Annotated in this window: 22 protein-coding genes and 1 tRNA gene; 9 read left to right on the top strand and 14 right to left on the bottom strand. The window is 65.7% G+C overall.

The window, feature by feature from the left end; translation table 11 throughout:
* Positions 1–20 precede the first annotated feature (20 nt).
* Together HALNA_RS07135 and HALNA_RS07130 are read right to left on the bottom strand one after the other, a co-directional pair.
* Complete coding sequence (locus tag HALNA_RS07135; protein ID WP_049935705.1) at positions 21–686, bottom strand: nitroreductase family protein; 666 nt, start codon at positions 684–686, stop codon at positions 21–23.
* A gap of 151 nt (positions 687–837) precedes the next feature.
* Positions 838–1,254, bottom strand: coding sequence for a universal stress protein (locus tag HALNA_RS07130; protein ID WP_049935704.1), 417 nt, complete (start codon positions 1,252–1,254; stop codon positions 838–840).
* 97 nt (positions 1,255–1,351) lie between these two features.
* Between HALNA_RS07130 and HALNA_RS07125 the strand changes: the two genes are divergently transcribed.
* Both HALNA_RS07125 and HALNA_RS07120 read left to right on the top strand, forming a co-directional pair.
* A complete protein-coding gene (locus HALNA_RS07125; protein WP_049935703.1) occupies positions 1,352–1,642 on the top strand; it encodes a cupin domain-containing protein in 291 nt (96 codons plus the stop codon).
* Positions 1,643–1,695: 53 nt separating this feature from the next.
* The gene (locus tag HALNA_RS07120) at positions 1,696–2,349 is read left to right on the top strand and encodes an ArsR family transcriptional regulator (RefSeq protein ID WP_049935702.1); all 654 of its coding nucleotides are present in this window, start codon (positions 1,696–1,698) and stop codon (positions 2,347–2,349) included.
* On the opposite strand, the gene HALNA_RS07115 is transcribed toward HALNA_RS07120, so the two are convergent.
* Positions 2,342–2,791: a hypothetical protein gene (locus tag HALNA_RS07115; protein WP_049935701.1), complete on the bottom strand. Its 450-nt coding sequence runs from the start codon at positions 2,789–2,791 to the stop codon at positions 2,342–2,344. The genes HALNA_RS07120 and HALNA_RS07115 overlap by 8 nt on opposite strands.
* An 84-nt stretch (positions 2,792–2,875) precedes the next feature.
* Between HALNA_RS07115 and gatD the strand changes: the two genes are divergently transcribed.
* The 3 genes from gatD to HALNA_RS07100 are packed head-to-tail and all read left to right on the top strand — an operon-like array spanning position 2,876 to position 6,368.
* On the top strand, positions 2,876–4,123 hold the full coding sequence (gene gatD / locus HALNA_RS07110; RefSeq protein WP_049935700.1) for a Glu-tRNA(Gln) amidotransferase subunit GatD: 1,248 nt from the start codon (positions 2,876–2,878) through the stop codon (positions 4,121–4,123).
* Entirely contained in the window at positions 4,114–5,019 is a 906-nt protein-coding gene (locus HALNA_RS07105; protein ID WP_049935699.1) for a GNAT family N-acetyltransferase, read from the top strand. Before gatD ends, HALNA_RS07105 begins: the two co-directional genes overlap by 10 nt.
* Before the next feature lie 38 nt (positions 5,020–5,057).
* Positions 5,058–6,368, top strand: coding sequence for an NAD(P)/FAD-dependent oxidoreductase (locus HALNA_RS07100; RefSeq protein WP_049935698.1), 1,311 nt, complete (start codon positions 5,058–5,060; stop codon positions 6,366–6,368).
* Here the strand turns inward: HALNA_RS07100 and HALNA_RS07095 are convergent.
* Entirely contained in the window at positions 6,365–6,952 is a 588-nt protein-coding gene (locus HALNA_RS07095) for a DUF6149 family protein (RefSeq protein WP_049935697.1), read from the bottom strand. The genes HALNA_RS07100 and HALNA_RS07095 overlap by 4 nt on opposite strands.
* A 122-nt stretch (positions 6,953–7,074) precedes the next feature.
* Here HALNA_RS07095 and HALNA_RS07090 point away from each other — a divergent pair, with 122 nt between their 5' ends.
* On the top strand, positions 7,075–8,313 hold the full coding sequence (locus HALNA_RS07090) for an NAD(P)/FAD-dependent oxidoreductase (RefSeq protein ID WP_049935696.1): 1,239 nt from the start codon (positions 7,075–7,077) through the stop codon (positions 8,311–8,313).
* On the opposite strand, the gene HALNA_RS07085 is transcribed toward HALNA_RS07090, so the two are convergent.
* The 7 genes from HALNA_RS07085 to HALNA_RS21345 form a co-directional block, all read right to left on the bottom strand.
* Complete coding sequence (locus HALNA_RS07085; protein ID WP_049935695.1) at positions 8,314–8,721, bottom strand: DUF7124 domain-containing protein; 408 nt, start codon at positions 8,719–8,721, stop codon at positions 8,314–8,316.
* A gap of 41 nt (positions 8,722–8,762) precedes the next feature.
* Positions 8,763–8,975 (bottom strand): hypothetical protein, encoded by a 213-nt coding sequence (locus tag HALNA_RS07080; RefSeq protein WP_049935694.1) that lies wholly within the window; start codon positions 8,973–8,975, stop codon positions 8,763–8,765.
* Positions 8,976–9,130: 155 nt separating this feature from the next.
* A complete protein-coding gene (locus tag HALNA_RS07075) occupies positions 9,131–10,573 on the bottom strand; it encodes an NAD(P)(+) transhydrogenase (Re/Si-specific) subunit beta (RefSeq protein ID WP_049935693.1) in 1,443 nt (480 codons plus the stop codon).
* Positions 10,573–10,881, bottom strand: coding sequence for an NAD(P) transhydrogenase subunit alpha (locus HALNA_RS07070; protein ID WP_049935692.1), 309 nt, complete (start codon positions 10,879–10,881; stop codon positions 10,573–10,575). Before HALNA_RS07070 ends, HALNA_RS07075 begins: the two co-directional genes overlap by 1 nt.
* Positions 10,882–10,968: 87 nt before the next feature.
* A complete protein-coding gene (locus tag HALNA_RS07065) occupies positions 10,969–12,231 on the bottom strand; it encodes an NAD(P) transhydrogenase subunit alpha (RefSeq protein ID WP_211226001.1) in 1,263 nt (420 codons plus the stop codon).
* Positions 12,232–12,468: 237 nt separating this feature from the next.
* Positions 12,469–12,951, bottom strand: coding sequence for a pyridoxamine 5'-phosphate oxidase family protein (locus HALNA_RS07060; RefSeq protein WP_049935691.1), 483 nt, complete (start codon positions 12,949–12,951; stop codon positions 12,469–12,471).
* A 92-nt stretch (positions 12,952–13,043) separates the two neighbouring features.
* Positions 13,044–13,175 (bottom strand): hypothetical protein, encoded by a 132-nt coding sequence (locus HALNA_RS21345; RefSeq protein ID WP_281172104.1) that lies wholly within the window; start codon positions 13,173–13,175, stop codon positions 13,044–13,046.
* A 242-nt stretch (positions 13,176–13,417) separates the two neighbouring features.
* On the opposite strand from HALNA_RS21345, the gene mptA reads away from it, so the two are divergent.
* Complete coding sequence (gene mptA / locus HALNA_RS07055; protein ID WP_049935690.1) at positions 13,418–14,344, top strand: GTP cyclohydrolase MptA; 927 nt, start codon at positions 13,418–13,420, stop codon at positions 14,342–14,344.
* Between the two features lie 143 nt (positions 14,345–14,487).
* Here the strand turns inward: mptA and HALNA_RS07050 are convergent, their stop codons facing one another.
* Entirely contained in the window at positions 14,488–15,312 is an 825-nt protein-coding gene (locus HALNA_RS07050) for a TrmB family transcriptional regulator (protein WP_049935689.1), read from the bottom strand.
* A 62-nt stretch (positions 15,313–15,374) separates the two neighbouring features.
* On the bottom strand, positions 15,375–16,967 hold the full coding sequence (locus HALNA_RS07045; protein WP_049935688.1) for a DUF255 domain-containing protein: 1,593 nt from the start codon (positions 16,965–16,967) through the stop codon (positions 15,375–15,377).
* Between the two features lie 164 nt (positions 16,968–17,131).
* Between HALNA_RS07045 and HALNA_RS07040 the strand changes: the two genes are divergently transcribed.
* Entirely contained in the window at positions 17,132–17,623 is a 492-nt protein-coding gene (locus HALNA_RS07040; RefSeq protein ID WP_049935687.1) for an FxsA family protein, read from the top strand.
* 68 nt (positions 17,624–17,691) lie between these two features.
* Positions 17,692–17,765, top strand: a tRNA-Ile gene (locus tag HALNA_RS07035).
* Between the two features lie 802 nt (positions 17,766–18,567).
* Here HALNA_RS07035 and HALNA_RS07030 read toward each other — a convergent pair.
* Positions 18,568–20,697, bottom strand: coding sequence for a PAS domain S-box protein (locus HALNA_RS07030; RefSeq protein WP_049935686.1), 2,130 nt, complete (start codon positions 20,695–20,697; stop codon positions 18,568–18,570).
* Positions 20,698–21,013 lie beyond the last annotated feature (316 nt).

Genomic DNA, 21,013 nt, shown 5'->3' with positions numbered 1-21,013 from the left:
ACTACCTAACAGTTACAGTATCAGTCGTCCGCGGGCGGAGCCGATTCGCGGGCGACCGGGTCGAACTCGTCGAGATGGAGGAACTCGTCGGTCGGCCGGCGGAACTTCCGGGGCCGTTCGAGGTCCGCCGCCCCGTCTTCGGGGTAGCCGAGCGTGACGAGCATGACCGCCTCGTAGTCGGTGGGCACGTCGAACTCGTCGTGGAGGCTCTCGGCGTCGAAGCCACCCATCGGACAGGAGGCGACGCCGCGTTCCCACGCGGCGTGCATGAGCGTCATGGCCGCGAGGCTGGCACTCCCCGTCGTCCAGAGGCGGCGGGTCTCGCCGTCGGCGTCGGCGAGGTTGTCGACGGTCTCCAGACGGGCTTCCGCGGCCGCCTCGTTCGGCAGGTATCCCTTCTCCAACAGGTCGCTCGTGACGCGTTCGGCGTGGTCGCTCGGGTCGAGCGTCCCGAGGACGACGACGGCCGCCGCGGCGTCGGTGACGTGTTCCTGCCCGTAGGCGACCGACTGGAGTCGTTCCAGGTCGTCGCCACGGACGACCAGGAACTCCCAGGGCTGGAGGTTAAACGAAGAGGGGGCGTGGCGCACGTCCTCGAAGATGTCGTACAGCGTGTCGTCGTCGATATCGGCGTCGGAATACTGGTGGACGGATCGCCGGGTCCGAATCACGTCGTCGAAGTTCATCGGCGGACGAAGGGGCCGGACGGACAAGAACCGGCGGAACGCGGCCGAACTCGCCGGGTGTTGGTCGGTGGCATACGGTCTGTCGTCCGTCGATAGCGGTGGACCAGCGAACAGCCGGGAAATCCATACGACACGCCGTATCAGGGGCACGTTACCGAACGACGGTCACCGGCACCGGCGACCGTCGGACGACGGCCTCGGCGACGCTTCCGAGCAGGACGCGGGAGACGCCCTCGCGGCCGTGGCTTCCGAGGACGACGAGGTCGTACGCCGCCTCGCCCGCGGCGTCGACGATGACGCGGGCGGGGCTCCCCACCTCGATGCGCGTCTCGACGGGGCGGCCGACGAGTTCCCGCGCCTCGTCGAATCGCTCGCGCGCCGTCTCGCGGGCGTTCTCGTACCACGCTTCGGAGCTTCCGGGGAGGGCTCGCTGGGTGAAGCCGGCGGTGACCGGATCGACGACGTACAGCAGCGTGACCGACGCGTCCGGCCACTCTTCGGTGGCGAAGGTGAGCGCAGCCCGCGACTGCGACGTGCCGTCGAACGGAACGAGGACGTGTGATGGCATACCACGACGTACGCGGGGCGGGCACAAAAACCGTGTTCCGGCACCCCCGATCCAGTTCGGGGAAGCCGTTACGAGGAACGGGCCGGGAGCCACGGGCATGCCCGAGCGCACGACCCTCGCCGACCTGACTGATCGCCCCCACGCCGAAGTGTTCGAGACGCCGCGCCCGCGCACGGTTCGGCTGTCTCTCGACGCCGACGAGCGCATCCCCCGACACACGCACGAGGACTCGAACGTCGTCTTCCACCTGCTGTCGGGACGGCTGGAACTGACACTCGACGACGAGACGCACACGCTCGATGCGGGGGAGCTGATCCGCTTCAGCGGCGACCGAGCGGTGTCGCCGTACGCCGTCGAGCCCAGCACGGCCGTCGTCGTCTTCGCGTGAAGTCGGCGTCGGCACGCGCAGACCTTTTCACCTACCGACGCTTACCTCACGTCATGGACTCGGCGGTACTACTCGATCTCCTCGGCAACGAGAACCGCCGGCGGATCCTGCGATTACTCGCACGAAAACCCTGTTATGTCACCGAGATCAGCGAGTATCTCGGCGTGAGTCCGAAGGCGGTGATCGACCACCTCCGGAGACTCGAGGAGGCCGGACTGGTCGAGAGTCACACCGACGACCAGCGACGGAAGTATTTTCACATCTCACGGAACCTCCGGCTGGAAGTGAGCGTCTCGCCGTACGGGTTCGGCACGAAAAGCGCCTATCCGGCCAGCCCCAGCCTCGACATGAACGGGCGGTGTCGACACGTCTCGCTCGACGCGCCGGGCGAGACCGACGACGACGTGGCGGATCTCGCAACGGCGTTCGACCAGTTACAGGCGCTCGAAAACGAGTTGTCCCTGGCCCAGCGGTGGGTGTACGGCCGGATCACGGACGTACTGGACCGCCTGAACGACCATCTCGGTGTCGACGCCGACAGCCGGTTCCACGCCGAGGTGCTGGCGGCGGTGGCGACGGGGTCGACGACGACGGCCGAAATCGTCGAGGTCGTCGACGCCCCGGCCGACGCCGTCCGAGGGGCGCTGAACACGCTCGCGGACCGCGGGCTGGTGAGCCAGCGGGGTGACGAGTGGCGGGTTACGTGAGTTCTCTGGTCAGTCCAGCTTTCAGGTCGCGACCGAGGTAGTGGCCGAGCAGCGCCGCGAGGAGGCCGGCGGTCGTCCCGACGCCCGCGATCTGCAGGCCGTAGTCGGCGACGACGGGGAAGAGCGCGGAGTTGAGCGTCCCGAGGACGAACCCCAGGCCGGACGCGAGAGCGCCGGCGAGACCGGCCTCAACGTACCGCCGACCCCCGACGAGGAAGGCGAGGGCGAAGGCGGCGAGTGCGACGCCTAAAAAGCGGCCCAGGTAGCCGACGACGGGGAGGGCGCCGCCGGCGACGAGGCCGACGACCGAGAGGAGGAGGGCGACGAGGAACGTTCGAAGCGAGAAGAGTCGGCGGACACGGCGGCCGATTCGGAATCGGCCGCCGGACGGCGCATCGGCCGAATCGTCCGCGTCGTCGCTCACGATATCGGGGCGGCGCATACGCGGACTCGGGGTCGGAAGGGCAAATCGCTTGCGCCGCCCGCAACGAGTGGATTCAAGTCCGCGCGGGCGGTAGCCCGGCGTATGAATCCAGGGGATCGCGTCCGCGTCGAACGCGGGGGCGTCGCAAACGAGGGCGTCCTCATGCCGTCGACGACGGCCGACCACCTCGTCGTGAAGCTACCGGGCGGGTACAACGTCGGGATCGACCGCGCGGACGCCACGGTCGACGTGCTCGAACGCGACGCCCACGACGTGGCGGGTGCGGGCGCCGGCGAGGGAGACTCGTCGACCATCGAGTTCGACGACGACCTGCCGACCGTCTCGCTCATCTCGACCGGCGGCACGATCGCCTCGACCGTCGACTACCGAACCGGCGCGGTGACCGCGCAGTTCGACGCCGAGGACGTGCTTCGCGCGGTGCCGGATCTCGCCGGCCGCGCCAACTACCGCGGCCGCGTCGTCGCCAACATCCTCTCCGAGAACATGACGCCCGCGGTGTGGCAGGACCTCGCCGCGGCCATCTACGAGGAGATAGAGGCCGGTGCGGACGGCGTCGTCGTCATGCACGGAACAGACACGATGCAGTATACGGCGTCAGCGCTGTCGTTCATGCTCGACACTCCGGTCCCGGTCGTGTTCACGGGGAGCCAGCGCTCCGCCGACCGCCCCTCCAGTGACAACGTGATGAACGCCGTCTGTGCCGTCGAGGCGGCGACGGCGGACCGGGCCGAGGTGCTTCTCTGTATGCACGGCTCGTCGAGCGACGACGCCTGCGCGCTCCACCGCGCGACGCGGGTCCGCAAGAACCACACCTCGCGCCGGGACGCTTTCGAGACGGTCGGCGCAAAGCCCATCGGCGAGGTGGAGTACGAGAGCGAAACGGTCAGCTTCCGCCGTGACGGCCCCGAACGCGGCGAAACCGACCTCAGTATCGCCCCCGACCTGGAGACGAGCGTCGAACTCGTGAAGTTCACGCCGGGCATGAACCCCGCCGCCCTCGATTACCTCGACGACGCCGCGGGCGTCGTCATCGAGGGGACCGGCCTGGGCCACGTCGCGACCGATTGGATCGACCGCATCGAGGAGTTGGTCGAGGGCGGAACGACCGTCGCCATGACGAGCCAGTGTCTCGAAGGCCGGGTGTGTGACCGAGTGTACGACACCGGCCGCGACCTGCTCGACGCCGGCGTCGTCGAGGCGGGCGACACCCTGCCCGAGACGGCGACGGCGAAGCTGATGTGGGTGCTGGCGAACCGTTCGGCCCCCGCGGCCGCGATGGGCGAGTCCCTCGTCGGCGAACTGCAGCCGCGGTCGGTGCCGTGGACCTGACCCTCCGGCCGGCCCGCGTCGAGGACCACGACGACGTCGTCGCCTTTACTCGCGATACGTGGCCCGAGCGGGAGTTGGAGGACTACTTGCCCCGAACCTTCCGGGCGTGGGCCGAGAGCGACGACGACGCGAAGCGGACGCTCGTCGCCGACGACGGGGACGCGGTCGGCGTGATCCAGGGCGTTCACCTCACGGATCGTGAGGCGTGGGTGCAGGCGCTTCGCGTCCACCCCGACTACCGGGACCGGGGGCTCGCCCGACGGCTCACGAACGCGATCCTGTCGTGGGCGCGCGAGCGCGGCGCGGTCGTCTGTCGCAACCTCGTCTTCTCGTGGAACGTCGCCAGCCTGGGCCTCGCGCGGAGCCTCGGCTTCGACCCTGCCACGGAGGTCCGGTGGGCGCGGATCGACGCCGACGCGGCCGCCGACCCCGCGCTCGAGGTGTGCGCCGATCCCGACGCCGGGTGGACGTTCTGGAGCGATTCGGCGGCCCGTGACCACCTGCGCGGACTGACGACCCACCCCTCGGAGGCGTGGACGCTCTCGGAACTGCGGCCCGCCGACCTGGAGCGGGCGGCCGAGGCGGACGGCCTGTTCGTCGTCCAGGGCGACGGCACGCGAGGGTTGGCGATCCGGAACCGTGCCTTCGAGGCCGACGACGACCGCTGGACGGAGTACGCGGTGGGCGCGTGGGCGGACCTCGACGCGGCGCGGGCGGTCGTCGACGCCGTCGCGCGCGACGCTGCCCGCCTGAACGCCGGCCGGGCGCGACTTCTGCTCCCCGAGACGCCGCGCTTCGTCACCGACGCCGCGGCGGCGCGGGCGGACGTGAGCGGCGACCCCGACTTCGTGCTCGCGGCGGATCTGACCGATCCGGGCGTGGGCGCGGGTCGATAATCCACAATTCACTTACCGGCGCTCGCCACAGGGAGTGTATGATCCACGTCGTCGGCGGCGGCATCGCCGGACTCGCCGCCGCGTATCGACTCCAGCAGCGGGGATACGAAGCGACAGTGCTGGAGGCGAGCGACGACCTCGGCGGGTTGGCGGCCACCTACGAAACCGCCGGCGACGACATCGAGCGGTTCTACCACCACCTCTCGAAATCCGAGGAGACTATCGTCGAGTTGGCCGACGAACTCGGACTGGGCGACCGCGTGGAGTGGCTGGTGGGCAAGAACGCCTACTACGTCGACGGGGTGGTCCACCCCCTCGACACCCTGCCACAGATCGCCGCCTACCCCCACCTGAGCCTCTACGACACTTTTCGACTCGGCCTCCTGACCCTCGAAATCGACGTGCGTGGCGGCTGGCCGCGCTTCGACACGTACGACGACCTCGAAGCGTTCGAGGACGTGCCGATCAAGGACTTTCTCCTCGAACACACAACCCGCGGCGTCTACGAGAACTTCTTCGAGCCGCTGTTGGACGCGAAGTTCGGCGACCGCAAGGACGACGTGAGCGCCGCGTGGCTGCTGGGCCGCATCAAGTTCCGGGGAGAGCGCGACCTGCTACGGGGCGAGATCCTCGGCTACTTCGAGGGCGGGTTCGCCGTCCTGATCGACGCCCTCGTCGACAGAGTGGGTCGCGAAACCGTCGTGACTGGGGCGCGGGCGACGGACCTCGACGTGCGGGACGGCGAAGTCGCGTCGATCACCGTCGAGACCGAGTCGGGCGTCGAGACCCGTCCGACCGACGGCGTCGTCGTCGCGACGATGCCGAACGTCCTCGAGGAACTGACGGGCTACACCTGCGACATCGACTTTCAGGGCGCCGTCTGTGCCGTCGTGACGATGGACGAACCGCTGACGGAGACGTACTGGCTCAACGTCGCCCACGACGCGCCCTTCGGCGCGCTGATCGAACACACGAACTTCGTGTCGCCGGCGCGCTACGGCGGCGACCACCTGTGCTACGTCGCCAGCTACGTCCAGGACCCCTCGGAGGACGTGTGGCGGATGGACGACGCGGCGTTACGGGCGACGTGGCTCGGGCATATCGAGGAGATGTTCCCCGACTTCGACCCCGACGGCGTGAGCGACTTCCGCGTCGCGCGCAACCCGCGTGCGGCGCCGGTGTACGAGCGAGGGTATCTGGATATGGTGGTGCCGTACGACCTGCGGGAAGACGTGGGTAACGGCGTCTACTACGCGGGGATGGCGAGTCGGGCGCAGTACCCCGAACGGAGCCTGAACGGCGGAATCGTCGCGGGCTTTGCGTGTGCGGACCGGATCGCCGAGGACTAGGCCGTTTCCTCCTCGTCGTCCGCGCCGGGGGCGACGGAGACGTCCACATCATCGGGTTCTTCCTGTCCGCCAACGACGAGGTTGCCCTCGCCGTCCTCGACGTACACGTCGTCGGCGAAGCCGCCCTCGGCGTGGGGATGGACGGGATTTTCGATGCGTTCGGGGGTCGACGGCGCGTCGGGCAGGTCGCCGCCGTACTCGCCGAGGGGGTCGGCGATGGTGATGCCGTGGCGTTCGAAGAAGTCGGCGTAGCGGTCGTAATGATCCTGAAGTTCGTCGGCCGGGAACTCCATCATCTCGGTCCAGCCGTGGTTGTAGAACTCGAAGTTGGCTTGGATGTGGGTGATTTCGCGGGCATTCGCCTCCGAGAAGCCCTCGTCCAAGGCGTCGACGTACGTGTCGAAGGTATAGTCGAAGAAAGACTCCAGTCGGGGTTCACGTTCCGCGCGGCGACCCTCGGTGGCCTTCGATCCGAAGACGTCGACGTGAAGATCGACGAGTTTTTCGCGGACCTTCTCGCCGACGACGGGCATGGTCAGCGCCTGCTTCGCGGCGAAGTGGCGGACGTTCTGACGGAGTTTCATCGGGCGTCGTTAGGTTCGTCCGGCCTTCAACCCAACGGTGGCACGACGGGCGTCCCGTCCGGGATCGAGGCGAATTTCGCGGATAGCAACCGACATTAACCCGTACCCCCAAACGTCGGGGTATGAGTCAGTCGTATGTGATCATCGGTGATGGAATCGCGGGGAGCTCGGCGGCCGAGACGCTACGCGAGGAGTCGCCGGACGCCGAGATCACCGTCATCACCGACGAGGGGGAAGCCCTCTACAATCGCATTCTCATCAAGGAGTTCGCGAAGGGCAAGCTCCCGGAGATGCCGATTTCCATCCACGAGCCCTCGTGGTACGAGGACCGTGACATCGACCTGCGACTCGACACGCTGGTAACGAACGTCGACCCCGACGGCCACCGCCTCCGAACCCACGAGGACGAGGTGATCGAGTACGACAAGCTCCTCGTCGCGACGGGCGGGACGCCGACGCAGTTGCCGGTCGAGAACAGCGATGCCGAGGGTATCCACCATTTCTGGACGTTTCAGGACGCCCGGTCGATCCGGGAACACGCGGAGGCGGCGGAGACGGGCATCGTCGTCGGCGCGGGGCTGCTGGGGATCGACCTCGCGGCCATCTGTGGCGAACAGGACGTCGAGGCCCACTATCTGATGCGCGGGGACTGCTGGTGGCGCTACGCCCTCTCGACGGAGGGCGCGGAGATCCTCCACGAGGCGATGCGCGAACGCGGCGTCGAACCCGTCTTCGGGAGCGGCGTCGACCACTTCGAGACGGACGAGGACGGCCACGTCACCGCCGCCATCGACCCCAACGGCGACCGCTACGAGGGCGACTTCGTCGGCATCGCCATCGGCCTCGATTTCAACACCGAGATTCTCCAGGGGACGGGCGTCGACCACGACGGCGGAATCCTCGTCGACGAGTACATGCGGACGAACGTCGACGACATCTACGCCGCGGGCGACATCACGCGCTATCACGACACGATCCTCGGCGAACGCGCCCAGAACGGGTCGTGGGACAGCGCCAAATCGCAGGGTACGATCGCCGCGAAGAACATGCTCGACCCCGGCTCCGAACCCTTCCGTTTCGTCTCCTCGTACTCCATCACCCACTTCGATTTCCCCTTCCTCTCCTTTGGCCACCCGACCATCGGCGACGACGAGTGCGAGCGGAAGTATTCCGAGACCGAGTGGCGGCGGCTGGCGTTCAAGGACGGCAAGATCGTCGGCGGCGTGTTGATCGGCGACCTCTCGCCCCAGAGCGCCTACAAGAAGCTGATGCGCGAAGAGCGGGTCGTCGCGGACCAGAAAGACGTGTTGCTGGAGAAATCCGTCGACATCGACGAGTTGGCGCCGGCGCAGGAACAGTAACTACGGCCAGTCGTCCCGCGTCTCCGTCTCGAACGGGTCTTCTTTTTCCTCCTCGCCGAGTTCCCACTCGGCGAACTCCGCCGCCTCCTCGATGTCGAGATACTCCCAGCCGTGTGCCTCGGCGGTCGCGCGGTCGTCGTCGGCCGTGCCGATGAAGACGTGACGGTCGGTTTCGAACTGGTCGCGGACGTTGTCGAGGCTCTCATCGACGCCACGCGGCCCGGAGAAGAAGTCCTGGCGCAGGCGCCGCTTGCGCGTGAAGTTGGTGACGACGTACGTCGGTTCGTCGCTCAGGACGCCCACGTATTCGGTCCACTGCCGGGCGTCGTCGAACACGGCGTTCGGGTCGGCCAGCGCCTGAAGCGCGTCGAACTCGAACGCGAGCGTCATTGTCCCGCCGCTATCCATACTCGACCTCTCGCCGGACCGGACAAAACGGCTTCGATCCGTTACTCGACGTGGTAGTAGTCGGTGAAGACGACGACGTCGCCCTCGTTCAACCCCGAGAGGTTGCTCGGGTCCCGCGGCGAGGCCCCCTCCGCGACGGTGAACAGATACTCCTGTGCCGAATCGTCGAGTTCGTCGAAATGACGCACTCGGGCCGTCTCTGGCACCGTATCCGTTCTGTTCACGTCGTACTCCGAGTCCACGGCGCGTGACATATGACAACAGTTATCATTAATAATCATAAAGGTTTCGCACGGTTCGCCGGAACGGGTCGCGACGACGGAGTCGTTCAGACGAACGAGTGTCCCCGTGTGCCGGCGGCCACCGATCCGGGTGGCGACCGCCGGAACTGACACACAGCGGGCCCGTCTTAGTGGTTCTCCTTGTAGAGGTTCACCAGTTCCTGCATCGTCTCCTTGCCGTCGCCGAACAGCATATTCGTGTTGTCCTGTGCAAAGAGCGGGTTGGGGACCCCGGAGAAGCCGGGGCTGAGGCTCCGCTTGTTGACGATGACCGTCCGCGCCTCGCCGACGTTGAGAACGGGCATTCCCGCGATGGGGCCCGAATCCGCGGTGTTGGCCGAGGGGTTCACCACGTCGTTCGCGCCGATGACGATGACCACGTCCGTCTGCGAGAACGTCGGGTTGATCTCCTCCAGCTCGCGGAGTTTATCGTAGGGCACGTCCGCCTCGGCGAGGAGGACGTTCATGTGGCCGGGCATCCGGCCGGCGACCGGGTGGATGCCGAACTCCACGTCGACGCCCTCGCCCTCGAGCAGTTCGGCGAGTTCGGCGACGGCGTGTTGGGCCTGCGCGACCGCCATGCCGTAGCCGGGCACGATGACGACGCGGTCGGCCACGTCGAGGATCATCTCCACTTCCTCGGCCGAGGTGGAGGTAATGTTACCCTCGTAGATGTCCGCCATCTCCCCGTCGTCGTCCCCGTCGGCCTCGCCGAGGCCACCGAAGAAGACGTTCGCCAGCGAGCGGTTCATCGACTCGCACATGATGACGGTGAGGATCAGCCCCGAGGCGCCGACGAGCGTCCCCGCGATGATCAGCACGGAGTTGTCGAGGACGAAGCCCGTCGTCGCGGCCGCCAGCCCGGAGTAGGAGTTGAGCAGGGCGATGACGACCGGCATGTCCGCGCCGCCGATTGGCATGACGAGCAGGACGCCGAGAACCGACGCCGCGGCGACCAGCACCCAGTACGACGGCACCCAACCCGCGAGTGGCACCGCGCCGAGCAGGTTCGGACGAGCAACGAGGTGGAGCCCGGCGAGCAGGGCGACGGCGAGAAACAGCGCCTTGACGATCTGTTCGCCGTCGTACCGAACCGCCGAATCGTCGACGACGCCGTGGAGTTTCCCGGCCGCGACGAGGCTGCCCCAGAAGGTGACGGAGCCGATGATGCCCGCGAGCGCGGCCGTCGCCGTCACACCGATCTGGAACGACCCGGCGCCGAACATGTCGATCAGTTCGGCGCCGGCGACGAGGGCGGAGGCGCCGCCCCCGAAGCCGTTGAACAGGCCGACGAGCTGTGGCATCTCCGTCGTCTCCACCGTGACCGCCAGCCAGACGCCGATGGCGGCGCCGACGAGCAGGCCGGCAAAGAGCAGGACCGGCGAGAGGATGTCGGTCACGAGCACCGTGATCCCCACCGCCAGCGCCATGCCTGCGGCGGAGATAAGGTTCCCCCGCGGCGCCGTCCGCGGGTGGGTCATGTCGCGAAGCCCCTGGATGAACAGGACGCCGGCGACGAGGTAGACGAAAGCGAGCACGGACGGCGGGAGGCCGCCGAGGATGGCCACCATCAGTCACCCCCTCCGCGTTCGCGCCGGCGGTCGTCGCCGCTCCGGAACTGATCGAGCATGCTGTTGGTCACGAGGTAGCCGCCGACGACGTTGATCGTCGCCATGACGACGGCCAGGAAGCCGAGTCCCGTCGCGAGCGTCGTCGATCCCGACCCCGCCACGACGACCGATCCGATGAGCGTGATGCCCGAGATGGCGTTCGCACCCGACATCAACGGCGTGTGGAGGTTCGTCGGAATCTTCGTGATGATCTCGTAGCCGACGAACGCGGCGAGGACGAAAAAGGTGAGATTCTGGACGAACGTCATCGCTTTCCTCCGAACGGAGCGTCGTCCCCGGTCCCGGATTCGTCGCCGCCGCTTCCGAGGGGCGGTTGCGACCGGCGGCGGACCGTCTCACGCATCGGCCTCGCCCTCCGCCGGTTCGCCGTCGTCGCCGGTCTCGGATTCGTCTTCGTCCGCCGCCTCGTCACCGCCACCTTCGTGGGGTCGTCGTATCCGTCCATCGTGTGTGAGTAGCGTCGAGTCGACGATTTCGTCGTCCGTATCGAGGACGAGTTCACCCTCGTCGAGCAGGTGATCCAGGAAGTTGTACAGGTTGTTGGCGAACAGTTGGCTCGCGGTGTGGGCGACGGTCGCCGGGAGGTTCGTGGGGCCGTATATCGTCACGCCCCCGTGTTCGACCGTCTCGCCGGCGACCGTGGGTTCGCAGTTGCCGCCCGTCGGCGCCGAGAGGTCGACGATCACCGACCCCTCGTCCATCCCCTCGATCATCTCGGTCGAGACGAGTTCGGGCGCGGGTGCGCCGGGGATGGCCGCCGTGGTGATCACCACGTCCGACTCCGGGACGACTCGACCCAGTTCCTTGCGCTGCTGTTCGTAGAACTCCTCTCCCATCTCGACGGCGTAGCCCTCGTCGTCACCCGAACCCTCCGTCTCCAGATCGAGTTCCACGAAGTCGGCGCCCAGGCTCTCGACTTCCTGTTTCACTTCGAGTCGGATGTCGTACCCCTTCACCGAGGCGCCGAGACGCTCGGCCGTCGCGATGGCTTTCAGCCCTGCGACGCCCGCGCCGATCACGAACACCTCCGCCGGGCGGACGGTGCCAGCGGCGGTCATCTCCAGCGGGAAGAGTTTGGGTAACTGCTCGGCCGCGACCAGCGCCGCCTTGTACCCCCCGATGCTCGCCATCGAAGAGAGCACGTCCATGCTCTGTGCGCGGCTGATCCGCGGCATGAGTTCGAGGGCGAACGCGCTCACCTCCCGGGCGGCGAGTTCGTCGTACGTCTCGTCGCCGAGGTCGTAGGGGCCGAGTGTCCCGATCACGATCTGTCCGTCGCGGTAGGGGTCCATCGGTTCGTCCGCGTTCGCCGCCAGCCCCCGGACCTGACAGATCACGTCGGCCCGCTCGAACACCGTCTCGCGGTCGTCAACGACCTCACAGCCCACGTCGCGGTAGTCCGCGTCCGACCAGTCGGACCCCTCACCCGCACCGCTCGCGACGTGGACGGTCAGATCCCCCCCGACCAACTTCTTCGCCACCGGGGGCGTGATCGCGACCCGGGTCTCGTCGGCCGCCGTCTCGCCCGGCACGCCGACGATCATGGCGCACACCCCCGACTCGTGGGCGTGACCGTCCCACGACGCCGTCTCCTCCACAAGTCGACACGTCCGTGTGTACTGTTATTTCGTCGCATGGTTGCGCGTCTTTGTGTGGTTCGGTCTCACACTACGCAGTGATGTTTCAGTGTTCACATAAAATCAGGGGGCGCTCCGCCCGGCGAGTTATCGACAGACGACGGCGTTTAGTACGTCGATTATCGATATCCGGCGGACGACGGCGGCGCGCCCGTGTCGCCACCGTCGTGACAAGATACCGGAGAAGGGAACGGTCGATCAGGCCTCCTCGTCGGCCGCGAACGCCGGCGGCAGGCCGACGTGTTTGAGCCCCGTCCAGTCCGCGATCTCGAACCGGTAGAGCCGGGTTCGCTCCTCGGCGCCCGCCCGTCGGAACAGGTCCGGCTGCCACGGCAGGGTCACGCGGTCCGCGACGGCGTCCATGTCGTCCTCGGCCGTCGCGTCGATGGTACCGGTCAGCAACGCGCTCCGCCAGTTGAACTGCGTCTCGGCGCTGTAGACCAGAAAGCTGGCCTCGTCGGCCCGGTCGCTCGACGCCGCCTTGTGGCTCCCCGAACCGACGATGTAGAGAAAATAAAGCGCCTCGGCGTCGGCGTCGTAGCCGTACGACATCGGCCGGAGACAGGGGGCACCGTCTCCCGGGAGGCCGAGCACGCCGATGCTGTGACTCGACAGCAACGCACGAATCTCCTCGTCGTCCATCCGAACCATCCCGTAGTCGGCGAGGTCGTCGATCGTCATACCGCGTTACTTGACAGTCGGATGTCGTAATCGATTCCCCCGTTCTTACCGGCTGGGAATCGGCGGCCGTCAGTTCGCCTCGTCGGCGCCGATCAGCCGCCGCGCCCGGTCGTGGAGTGTTCGGGCCAGGAGCCGATGTCGTCGGCGACGCGGTCCGGGAGGGCCGCGGTCCGGTGGGCCGCCTCGGCGAGCCGGTCCAGCGTCTTGCGTTGGGCCGACAGCACAGCGCCATCGGTGTCGGGAGGCGGCCGCCGTCGTCACCGGACACGTCCGTTCTCCCCCCGTTCGTCGCCACGGGTCGTCTCGGGATGCCGCGAGTTAATGACGGACTCCTAAGAGTTCACTGTTCACTCCTCGGCGCGCTAGGGTGAAAAGTGTCGGCACCAGCCGGCCGCTACTGGCGGTGTCGACACCGACACTCGGGGGACCGAAAGCCATAATCACGGCCGGGCCTTGCCGACACTCGATGAGTCACCAGTTGCCTGACGTACAGGCAAGCCAGCCCGACGTGACCGTCGGACTCAGCCAGGTCGGAGTGACGGGCGTCGAGAAGCTCGTCAAACTCGACCGGAACGGGAAACGACCTATCGTCCTGATGGCCGAGTTCGAGGTGTTCGTCGATCTGCCGGGCGGTCGGAAGGGTATCGACATGAGCCGGAACATGCAGGTGATCGACGAGACGTTGGAGGCGGCCGTCGCCGAATCCTCCTACCGCGTCGAGGACGTGTGTGGCGACGTGGCCGAGCGACTGCTCGACAAACACGACTACACGTCGACGGCGGAGGTACGGATGGAGGCCGACTACATCACCCGGGAGTCGACGCCGGCCTCCGGCCTCGCCACCCAGAACACCGCGACGATCATCGCCGGCGCCGTCGCCACCGACGAGGGCACCCGCGAGGAGATCGGCGCCCGCGTCACCGGGATGACGGTCTGTCCCTGTTCGCAGGGGATGTCCGAGTCTCGCGCCCGCGAGACGCTGCTCGATCTCGGCGTCGACGACGAGACGACCGAGGAGTTCCTCGATCAGGTGCCCCAGCCCGGCCACTCCCAGCGGGGCCACGCCACCCTCACCGTCACGAGCGACGGCTCGCCGGACGTCGACCTGCGGGACGTGATCGACGTTGCCCGCGACGCCATGAGCGCCCGCATCTACAACCTCGCGAAACGGCCCGACGAGGACCACATGACCTACCACGCACACGCGAACGCCAAGTTCGTCGAGGACTGCGTGCGCTCGCTCGCCGAGTCCGTCGTCGAGGAGTTCGACCACCTAGCGGACGACACGGTGATCCACATGAAGCAGTCGAACGACGAGTCGATCCACCAGCACAACGCCCACGCGGAGCGCGAACTCACGCTCGAAGCGCTCCGCGACGAAGTCGGCGCCTGATAGTGTGTATTGTCACTGGTCACCGGTGGTTCGCCGACCCGTTCTGGCGAACCACCGGTGAAGACGTACAATAATCACTATGAGAGGTCGTCCGCCGGTCCCGTGACACCGGCGACTCGTCGAAGTTACCGATCCGCCCGCACTCAGCGCGGCCGCATCTCGTCGCCGAATTCGAGCGGCGTCGACTCCTCCCACTGTTCCTCGAACACCGCCCGCACGTCGGCGGCGAAGGCCACGTCCTTGAGGTCGATCATCGCGAACGCCTCGCTGGAATCGAGGGGGTTCGGCACCTCGATGCACGCCTCCTCGCCGTCGATGAGCGTGAAGGTGCCGTCGATGCCGGCCGACGTTCGACTCGCGTACCGCTCGCGGTCGCCGAGGCGGGTGGCGTACGCTTCCCTGAGGCCGTCCGGAACGCTCTCGACGAGCGCCGGATCGATCAGCAGCGACACCGACACGCCCCGGTCGAGCGCCGACGCGAACGCATCGAGCACTCGCTGGCCGACCGTACCGATGTCGATCTGTGGCGACGGAAGCCCCGAGACGTGGAGGATCTCCTCGTCGGCGGCAGAGAGCCGTTCGAGCAGGAGTTCGACCGTCTCGTCGGGGCCGACCGCCGCCGTCCAGAACTGCCCTTCGAGGGAGTCGACCGTGTCGAGGTCGTCGGCGAGGTCGTCGGCGACCGACTCGTATCGCTCCGCCTGCTGTTCGAGTTCGCGCCGGCGGATCTCGACCAGCCGATCGAGCGCCGTATCCGGTTCGACCGCGACGTACCGTTTCGGCCGACTCGCCGCCTGACTCCGCACCAATCCGTTGCCTTCCAGCCCGTTGAGCACGTCGTAGATCCGCCCCATCGGCACCTCGCTCGACGACGACAACTCTTTCGCCGTTGCCGCTCCCTGATCGAGGAGGGCCCGATACGTTCGGGATTCGTACTTCGAGAGGCCGAGATCTCGGAGTGACGCCATACGTCGGCGTCGCGGTGGAGCAATAAAAACGAATCGGCCGTTTATGTTGCCGCGGTACGACGCTACTCGGCGAGCGCCGCGACAGCGTCGGCGAGGGCGGCCGGCGTCGACACGGTTCGAGAGCGGTCGCCGACGGCCACGACGGCCGTCCCCGACGCCGGCCCCGTCGCGGCCGGTCGGACGACTTTCTCGTGGTCGGCGACCCGCAGGGCCGCGCGATGGAGGTCGGAGCCGGGGTCGGCCGCCACGTCGACGGTGAGGGCGTCGTTGCGGAGCCTGGCCGCGACGGCGCCGTAGCCGGCGACCTGGACGCCGAACCGGTCCCACGCGCCCGCGAAGGCCGCGACGGCGTCGTGAGCCACCTCGCGGTACCGTGACTCGCCGGTCAGGGCGGCGAGGTCCAGTAACGCGTCGGCCATCGCGACGTTGCCGTCGAGGGGGCGTAGCGGCCGGTCGAGGAGCCCCGGGCCCACGGCCGGTCCGTCGTGGAAGGCGCCGCCGTCGCCCACGAGTGCCTCGACCGTCCGATCGGCGACGCGGCGGGCCATCGCGAGGGCGTCGTCGTCGCCGAGCACCTGCGCCGCGCGGACGCCCGCGGCCACCGTCCGGGCCTGATCGGCGAGGACGAGCGTCGGCGCGGACTCGTCGTCCCAGTGGCGGACGACGCCGTCGTCGACGAGGTCCGTGCGGAGCGTCGAGAGGGTGTGGCGGGCGTACTCGCGTGGCCGTTCGGCGTCGGTATAAGCCGCGAGGACCAGAAGGGCGTCGACCGCGAGGGCGTTCGAACCCGCGTAGGCGGTCAGATCCGTCCGCGGGGCGGTCCCATCGTCGCCGCCCGGCCCCTGACTCCCGCCGAACGCCGACCCGTTCCAGAGCGCCTCGATCAGGAACTCGACCGTCCGGTCGGCGGGCCGGCGGTACGCGTCTTCGCCCGTGTAACAGTAGGCGTGAGCGAACGCGCACACGAGGGCCGCGTTGTCCGCGAGGAGTTTCGCCCGGTCCGGATCGCCCCAGTCCCGCGTCCGGGCGTAGCGGTAGAAACCGCCCGACTCCTCGTCGAAGAGGCCGCGCGTGACGGCATCGAGCGTCTGGCGAGCCTTCGCCCGGTCGCGTTTGAGCGCGAACTCGATCGTTCGGGGAAGCGGGAATTTGGGCGCGTCGCCCCACCCGCCGAACTCGTCGTCGAACTGTGCGTCGAGTTGGCCGGCGAGGTGCGCTTCGATCCGGTCCGTCACCTCGCCGGCGGGCGTGGGGTCGCCGGCGAGGGCGCGCGGCACCCGCCCCGCGTCCGCGCCGCTGGCGTCCCAACGCTCGCGCACCCGGTCGATCACCTGGCGCATACCGTCCGGGCCGAGAAAGCCCGCGCCGGCGATGCGCTTTCCGTCGGGCGTACAGAACACCGTCGACGGGAAACCGCCGACGTTGTAGCGCTCGCGCACCCGCGGGTGGCGGTCCACGTCGACCCGGACGGGCACGAACCCGTCGTTCAGGTTGGCGGCGACCCGTGGCTCGCCGTAGGTTCGGGCGTCCATCTCGTGACAGTCCCCACACCACGTCGCCGTCAGCGCGAGCAACACCGGCGCGCCCCGGCGGCGGGCCTCGTCGAACGCCGCCTCGCCCCAGTCGCGCCACTCGACGCGCGTCCCGTCGGTCATACCGGCTCTCGGTGGCGGGCGGGCCTAAGGGCTTCGTCCCCGATGCGTTGCGGAGTGGTCGAAGACGGCGAGGACGGCGTCGTCGGTTCGAGGTCGGTACGGAATCGATCCAAACCACACACCACGTCAAAAGGGCTATGGGCGGTCACCCGGTATGAGCCAGTATGCGCCTGCGCTGGGTCTTCGCGCTCCTGTTGCTCATCCCCCTCGCCGACGCCCTGTTTCTCGTCGTCGTCGCCGACAGCATCGGCGCCCCGGCGACTGTCGCGCTGGTCGTCCTCACCGGCCTGATCGGTATGTTGCTGGTCCGGGCGGAGGGGCGGCATACGATCCACAGCCTCCAGCGAAAGCTCGCGACGGGCGAGGTGCCGACGAAAGAACTCATGGACGGCGGCCTGCTCGTCGCCGCGGGCGCCTTCCTGCTCACGCCCGGCCTCGTCACCGACGCCATCGGCTTCCTCATCGGCGTGCCGCTGACCCGCGCGCCGATCCGGGCCGCGCTCGAACGGTTCGTCGTCGGCCCGTATCTCGACAAGAAAAGCGGGGGGTTCGTCTCGGGCCGGGTCTACACCGCCGGATTTCCCAACGAGGGCGACGCCTACGACGACGACGTCTACGACGTGGACAGCGGGTCGTACCGCGTCGACGACGAGTAAGTCGTTCGAGGGGACGCGAAAAGAAACGCTTAAACAACCGACTGCGCAAGCAACTGATGCGCTCGCCTGGGCCAATAGCTCAGTCAGGTTGAGCGCTCGGCTGATAACCGGGAGGTCCGCGGTTCAAATCCGCGTTGGCCCATCCCTCGAACGCTCGGTCTTCATCTTTTGAAGACCGACCGCACGAAACCGCTACCGTGCAGCGACAGCATTCTCCCATTTCTGAGATGCAGGTCGACCGTTTCATTTGAACCGTCGAACGGTTGGGGGTCGACGCCGTGCTTGCGCTGTTCCCCGATACGGAGCCTCGAACAACCAGCGAGGTATCAGAGGCGCTTGGCGTGGCGCAGAAGACAGCGTACAACAAACTCGAATCGCTCAGAGAACGCAGGGAGATACATTTCTCTCTCGTGAGATCTTTTGGGTATAGAAGAGAAAGGCGACGGGGGTTTGTTAGAAGTCAGAACATCGTCAAGATGTAGTCTTCTGTATAGACAAGTAAGCCGAACAATTACTGAGTGGATTTTCGGGAGCTTGTAATGGCCGTGTAATAGATCGGAGTTGTGTGAACTACCCCGACCTACCGCGCTCGGGCCTACCCGGCCCTCGCTTGTTGAGGTCGGGGCTTCCTGTTTCTGCGTGGGAACGTGCATCCGGGGTGGACACAGCGGTTCCAGACTCCGCAGGCGATTTCCCTTTATCGGCGGTTCGGAGTGTCCCACTCCTACCGACACTCGACCACAACCGACGGTGCGCGCTTCTTGTCGCGCTTGAACACCGCCGGAGACGTGGCGAGCATCGTACTACTCTTTCCGACTACAGGAGTAGTAAACCCGTTGAAGCGCACGGAAAACAACCGAAGACGGCGCTGTATCCCCACCCTACTCTGCTCCCTGCGGTCGCTCCGTGGAGCGTGGGGGCTTAGCGCCTGCATTCCAGCTAAATCAGAGGAACTCTACATCGGTAATCTCGATTCGTGCCCCACCACTCTCACTCTCAGTAACATCCACCGCCCAACCATGTGCTTCCGCGATTTGTTTGACAATCCCGAGTCCGAACCCTGTTCCCTCCGCTGATGTGGAGTAGCCGGCTTCCAATACTCGACTACGCTCCGATTCGGGGATTCCGACCCCATCATCTTCGACGAAGAACCCATTGTCGAAATCACCGACCGTGATCGTCACATCCTCACCACCATGTTCGACCGCATTAGCAAACAAGTTCTCCAACAGTTGTTGTAGGCGGCTCCGATCCGCTCGAATGATCTTGTCCGTGGCGATGCATGGATTTCCCTCAGCCTCGCTGGTAGCATGACAGCAATTCGCGGCTACACTCCCGAGGTCGACTTGTTCAAGATCAGTTACTGCCTCGCCTTCACGAGCGAGTGTGAGTAGGTCCTCGATCAACGCCTCCATCCGTTCATGAGCGGATTGAACATGATCGAGATGTTCACTCTCGCACTCGTCTTGGGCGGCCTTCAGTCGTCCTTTTGCGACCGAAAGTGGGTTTCGGAGGTCGTGAGAGACGACGCTGGTGAACTCTTCTAATCGCGCGTTCTGTCGTTCAAGTTCCCGCTTTCGCTGACTTCTGTCAGTTATATCGCGGAGGATACCGACTGTCCCGCTGTACTCACAGCTCTCGGGAAGTAACCCGAGGTGGTTCTCACACAGAATCCGCTCGTCATCTCGGGTTATCACTTCCATCTCGAAGGTATCCCATGTCCCCTCGCTCGCAAGGAGAGAATCGATCAACTGCTTGCCTCGTTCGATATCCACTTCCTCCATGATGATCGAGATATGTTCTCCGAGAAGTTTCTCCTCATCGTATCCCGTCATTTCGACCCCGGCTTCGTTCACAAAGGTAAACCGACCGTCGTTATCGAGGGAATACACCGGATCACCCGACGCTTCGATGATCGCTTCGTACCGCTGTAAGTCGCGCTCTCGCTCTTTTCGCTCGGTTATGTCTCGAAGCACGCCGACTGACCCGTCGAACTCGTCACCCTCGTACGGGAGGACGCCCATGTGATCTTCACAGTAGATTGGGTCGCCGTCTTTCGGCTGAATCTCGACTTCGAATACGAGGCTCTCCGGCCCCGTTGACGACAGAAGGCTGGCAAGGTTCCGTTCGGCCGTCTCCACGTCATTTCGATTTTTGATGAGTCCCGGCGTACTCCCGAGAATCCGCTCTCGCTCGTATCCGACGAGATTCACAAACGCGTCGTTGACGAACGTGAATTTGCCGTCGGCATCGAGTGCGTAGACGGGGTCGTTCAGCGCCCTGATAAGCGTCTCGTAGCGTTTGAGCGTCCGTTCCCGTTCGTCTCGCTCGGTGGCATTACGGACGGTACAGACGAGATCTCCCCTGCCCGTCGTAGAGATGATGTGGTCTTCGACGAAGGTACTTCCATCCGCTCGAAGCCCTGTCGTTTGTCCGTGCCAGTACCCCTGAGAATGGACTGTGGGAAGGATCTGTTCTTGAACGTGCGGTATCTCTTCATCGGGGTATAGCAATCTCCAATGCTCGCCGAGCAGTTCGGTTTCGCTGTACCCGTACAGCTCGGCAAACGCCGTATTTACGTAGACGAACTCGCCGTCATCATTGAGGATACTGATCGGTTCACGAGCATTTTTAATCGCTTCTAACTGCCGTTCACGTTGCCTCTGTGCGTGTGATTTATCAACGTAATTTCGAATGCGATTCGCTAACAAGGAGTATTGGTCGCTTCCGGCCCCCTTCTGCAGATAATCAGTTGCGCCGGCGGAGATAGCCTTGCCCGCCACTTCTTCCGACCCCTTGCCAGTAAAGAGAATGAATGGAAGATCAGGATAGTCCTCTCGGACGATTTCGAGAAAGTCGAGTCCCGTTTTTTCCGGCATATCGTAATCGCTAATAATGCAGTCAAAATCCGTCTCACGGAGACGTTCGAGAGCTCCGTCCACGCTCTTGGCAGCAGCGATAGAAAACGAGTCGTCATTACGTTTCAGATACGTCGCAGTTAGGTCTGTGAAATCCGGCTGATCGTCGACGTGAAGAACACGTATGGACCGATTTGTTTGTCTAATGAGAGCCATTTACTATGATAATCAGAACAACAACACTATAACTTCTCGCATCACTATCAGAGCTGATATTTTTATAATACAATCGTAAAAATACGCCACTGTGATCTGTCATTTCTATATAGAGTATCGGAGGGCTTGCCGTTGTATGGTGGCGGTCAGATTCTCCCTGACGAGTGAATCACCGGGGGCTTCTCAGGACGCCACGGCTTGCGTACACACCTCGCTATGCCAACACAGCCGGAACACGAGTACTGAAGAAGGTATCCAATCTTCCGGAGGACTCTGAAACTGCCGCCGAAGCGTTCCAGGCTCGGATGAACGAATA

The sequence above is a fragment of the Haloplanus natans DSM 17983 genome, assembly GCF_000427685.1.
Taxonomy (GTDB): domain Archaea; phylum Halobacteriota; class Halobacteria; order Halobacteriales; family Haloferacaceae; genus Haloplanus; species Haloplanus natans.
The sequence above is the reverse complement of the archived record's forward strand: the minus strand, read 5'-3'. Positions and strand labels throughout refer to the sequence as shown.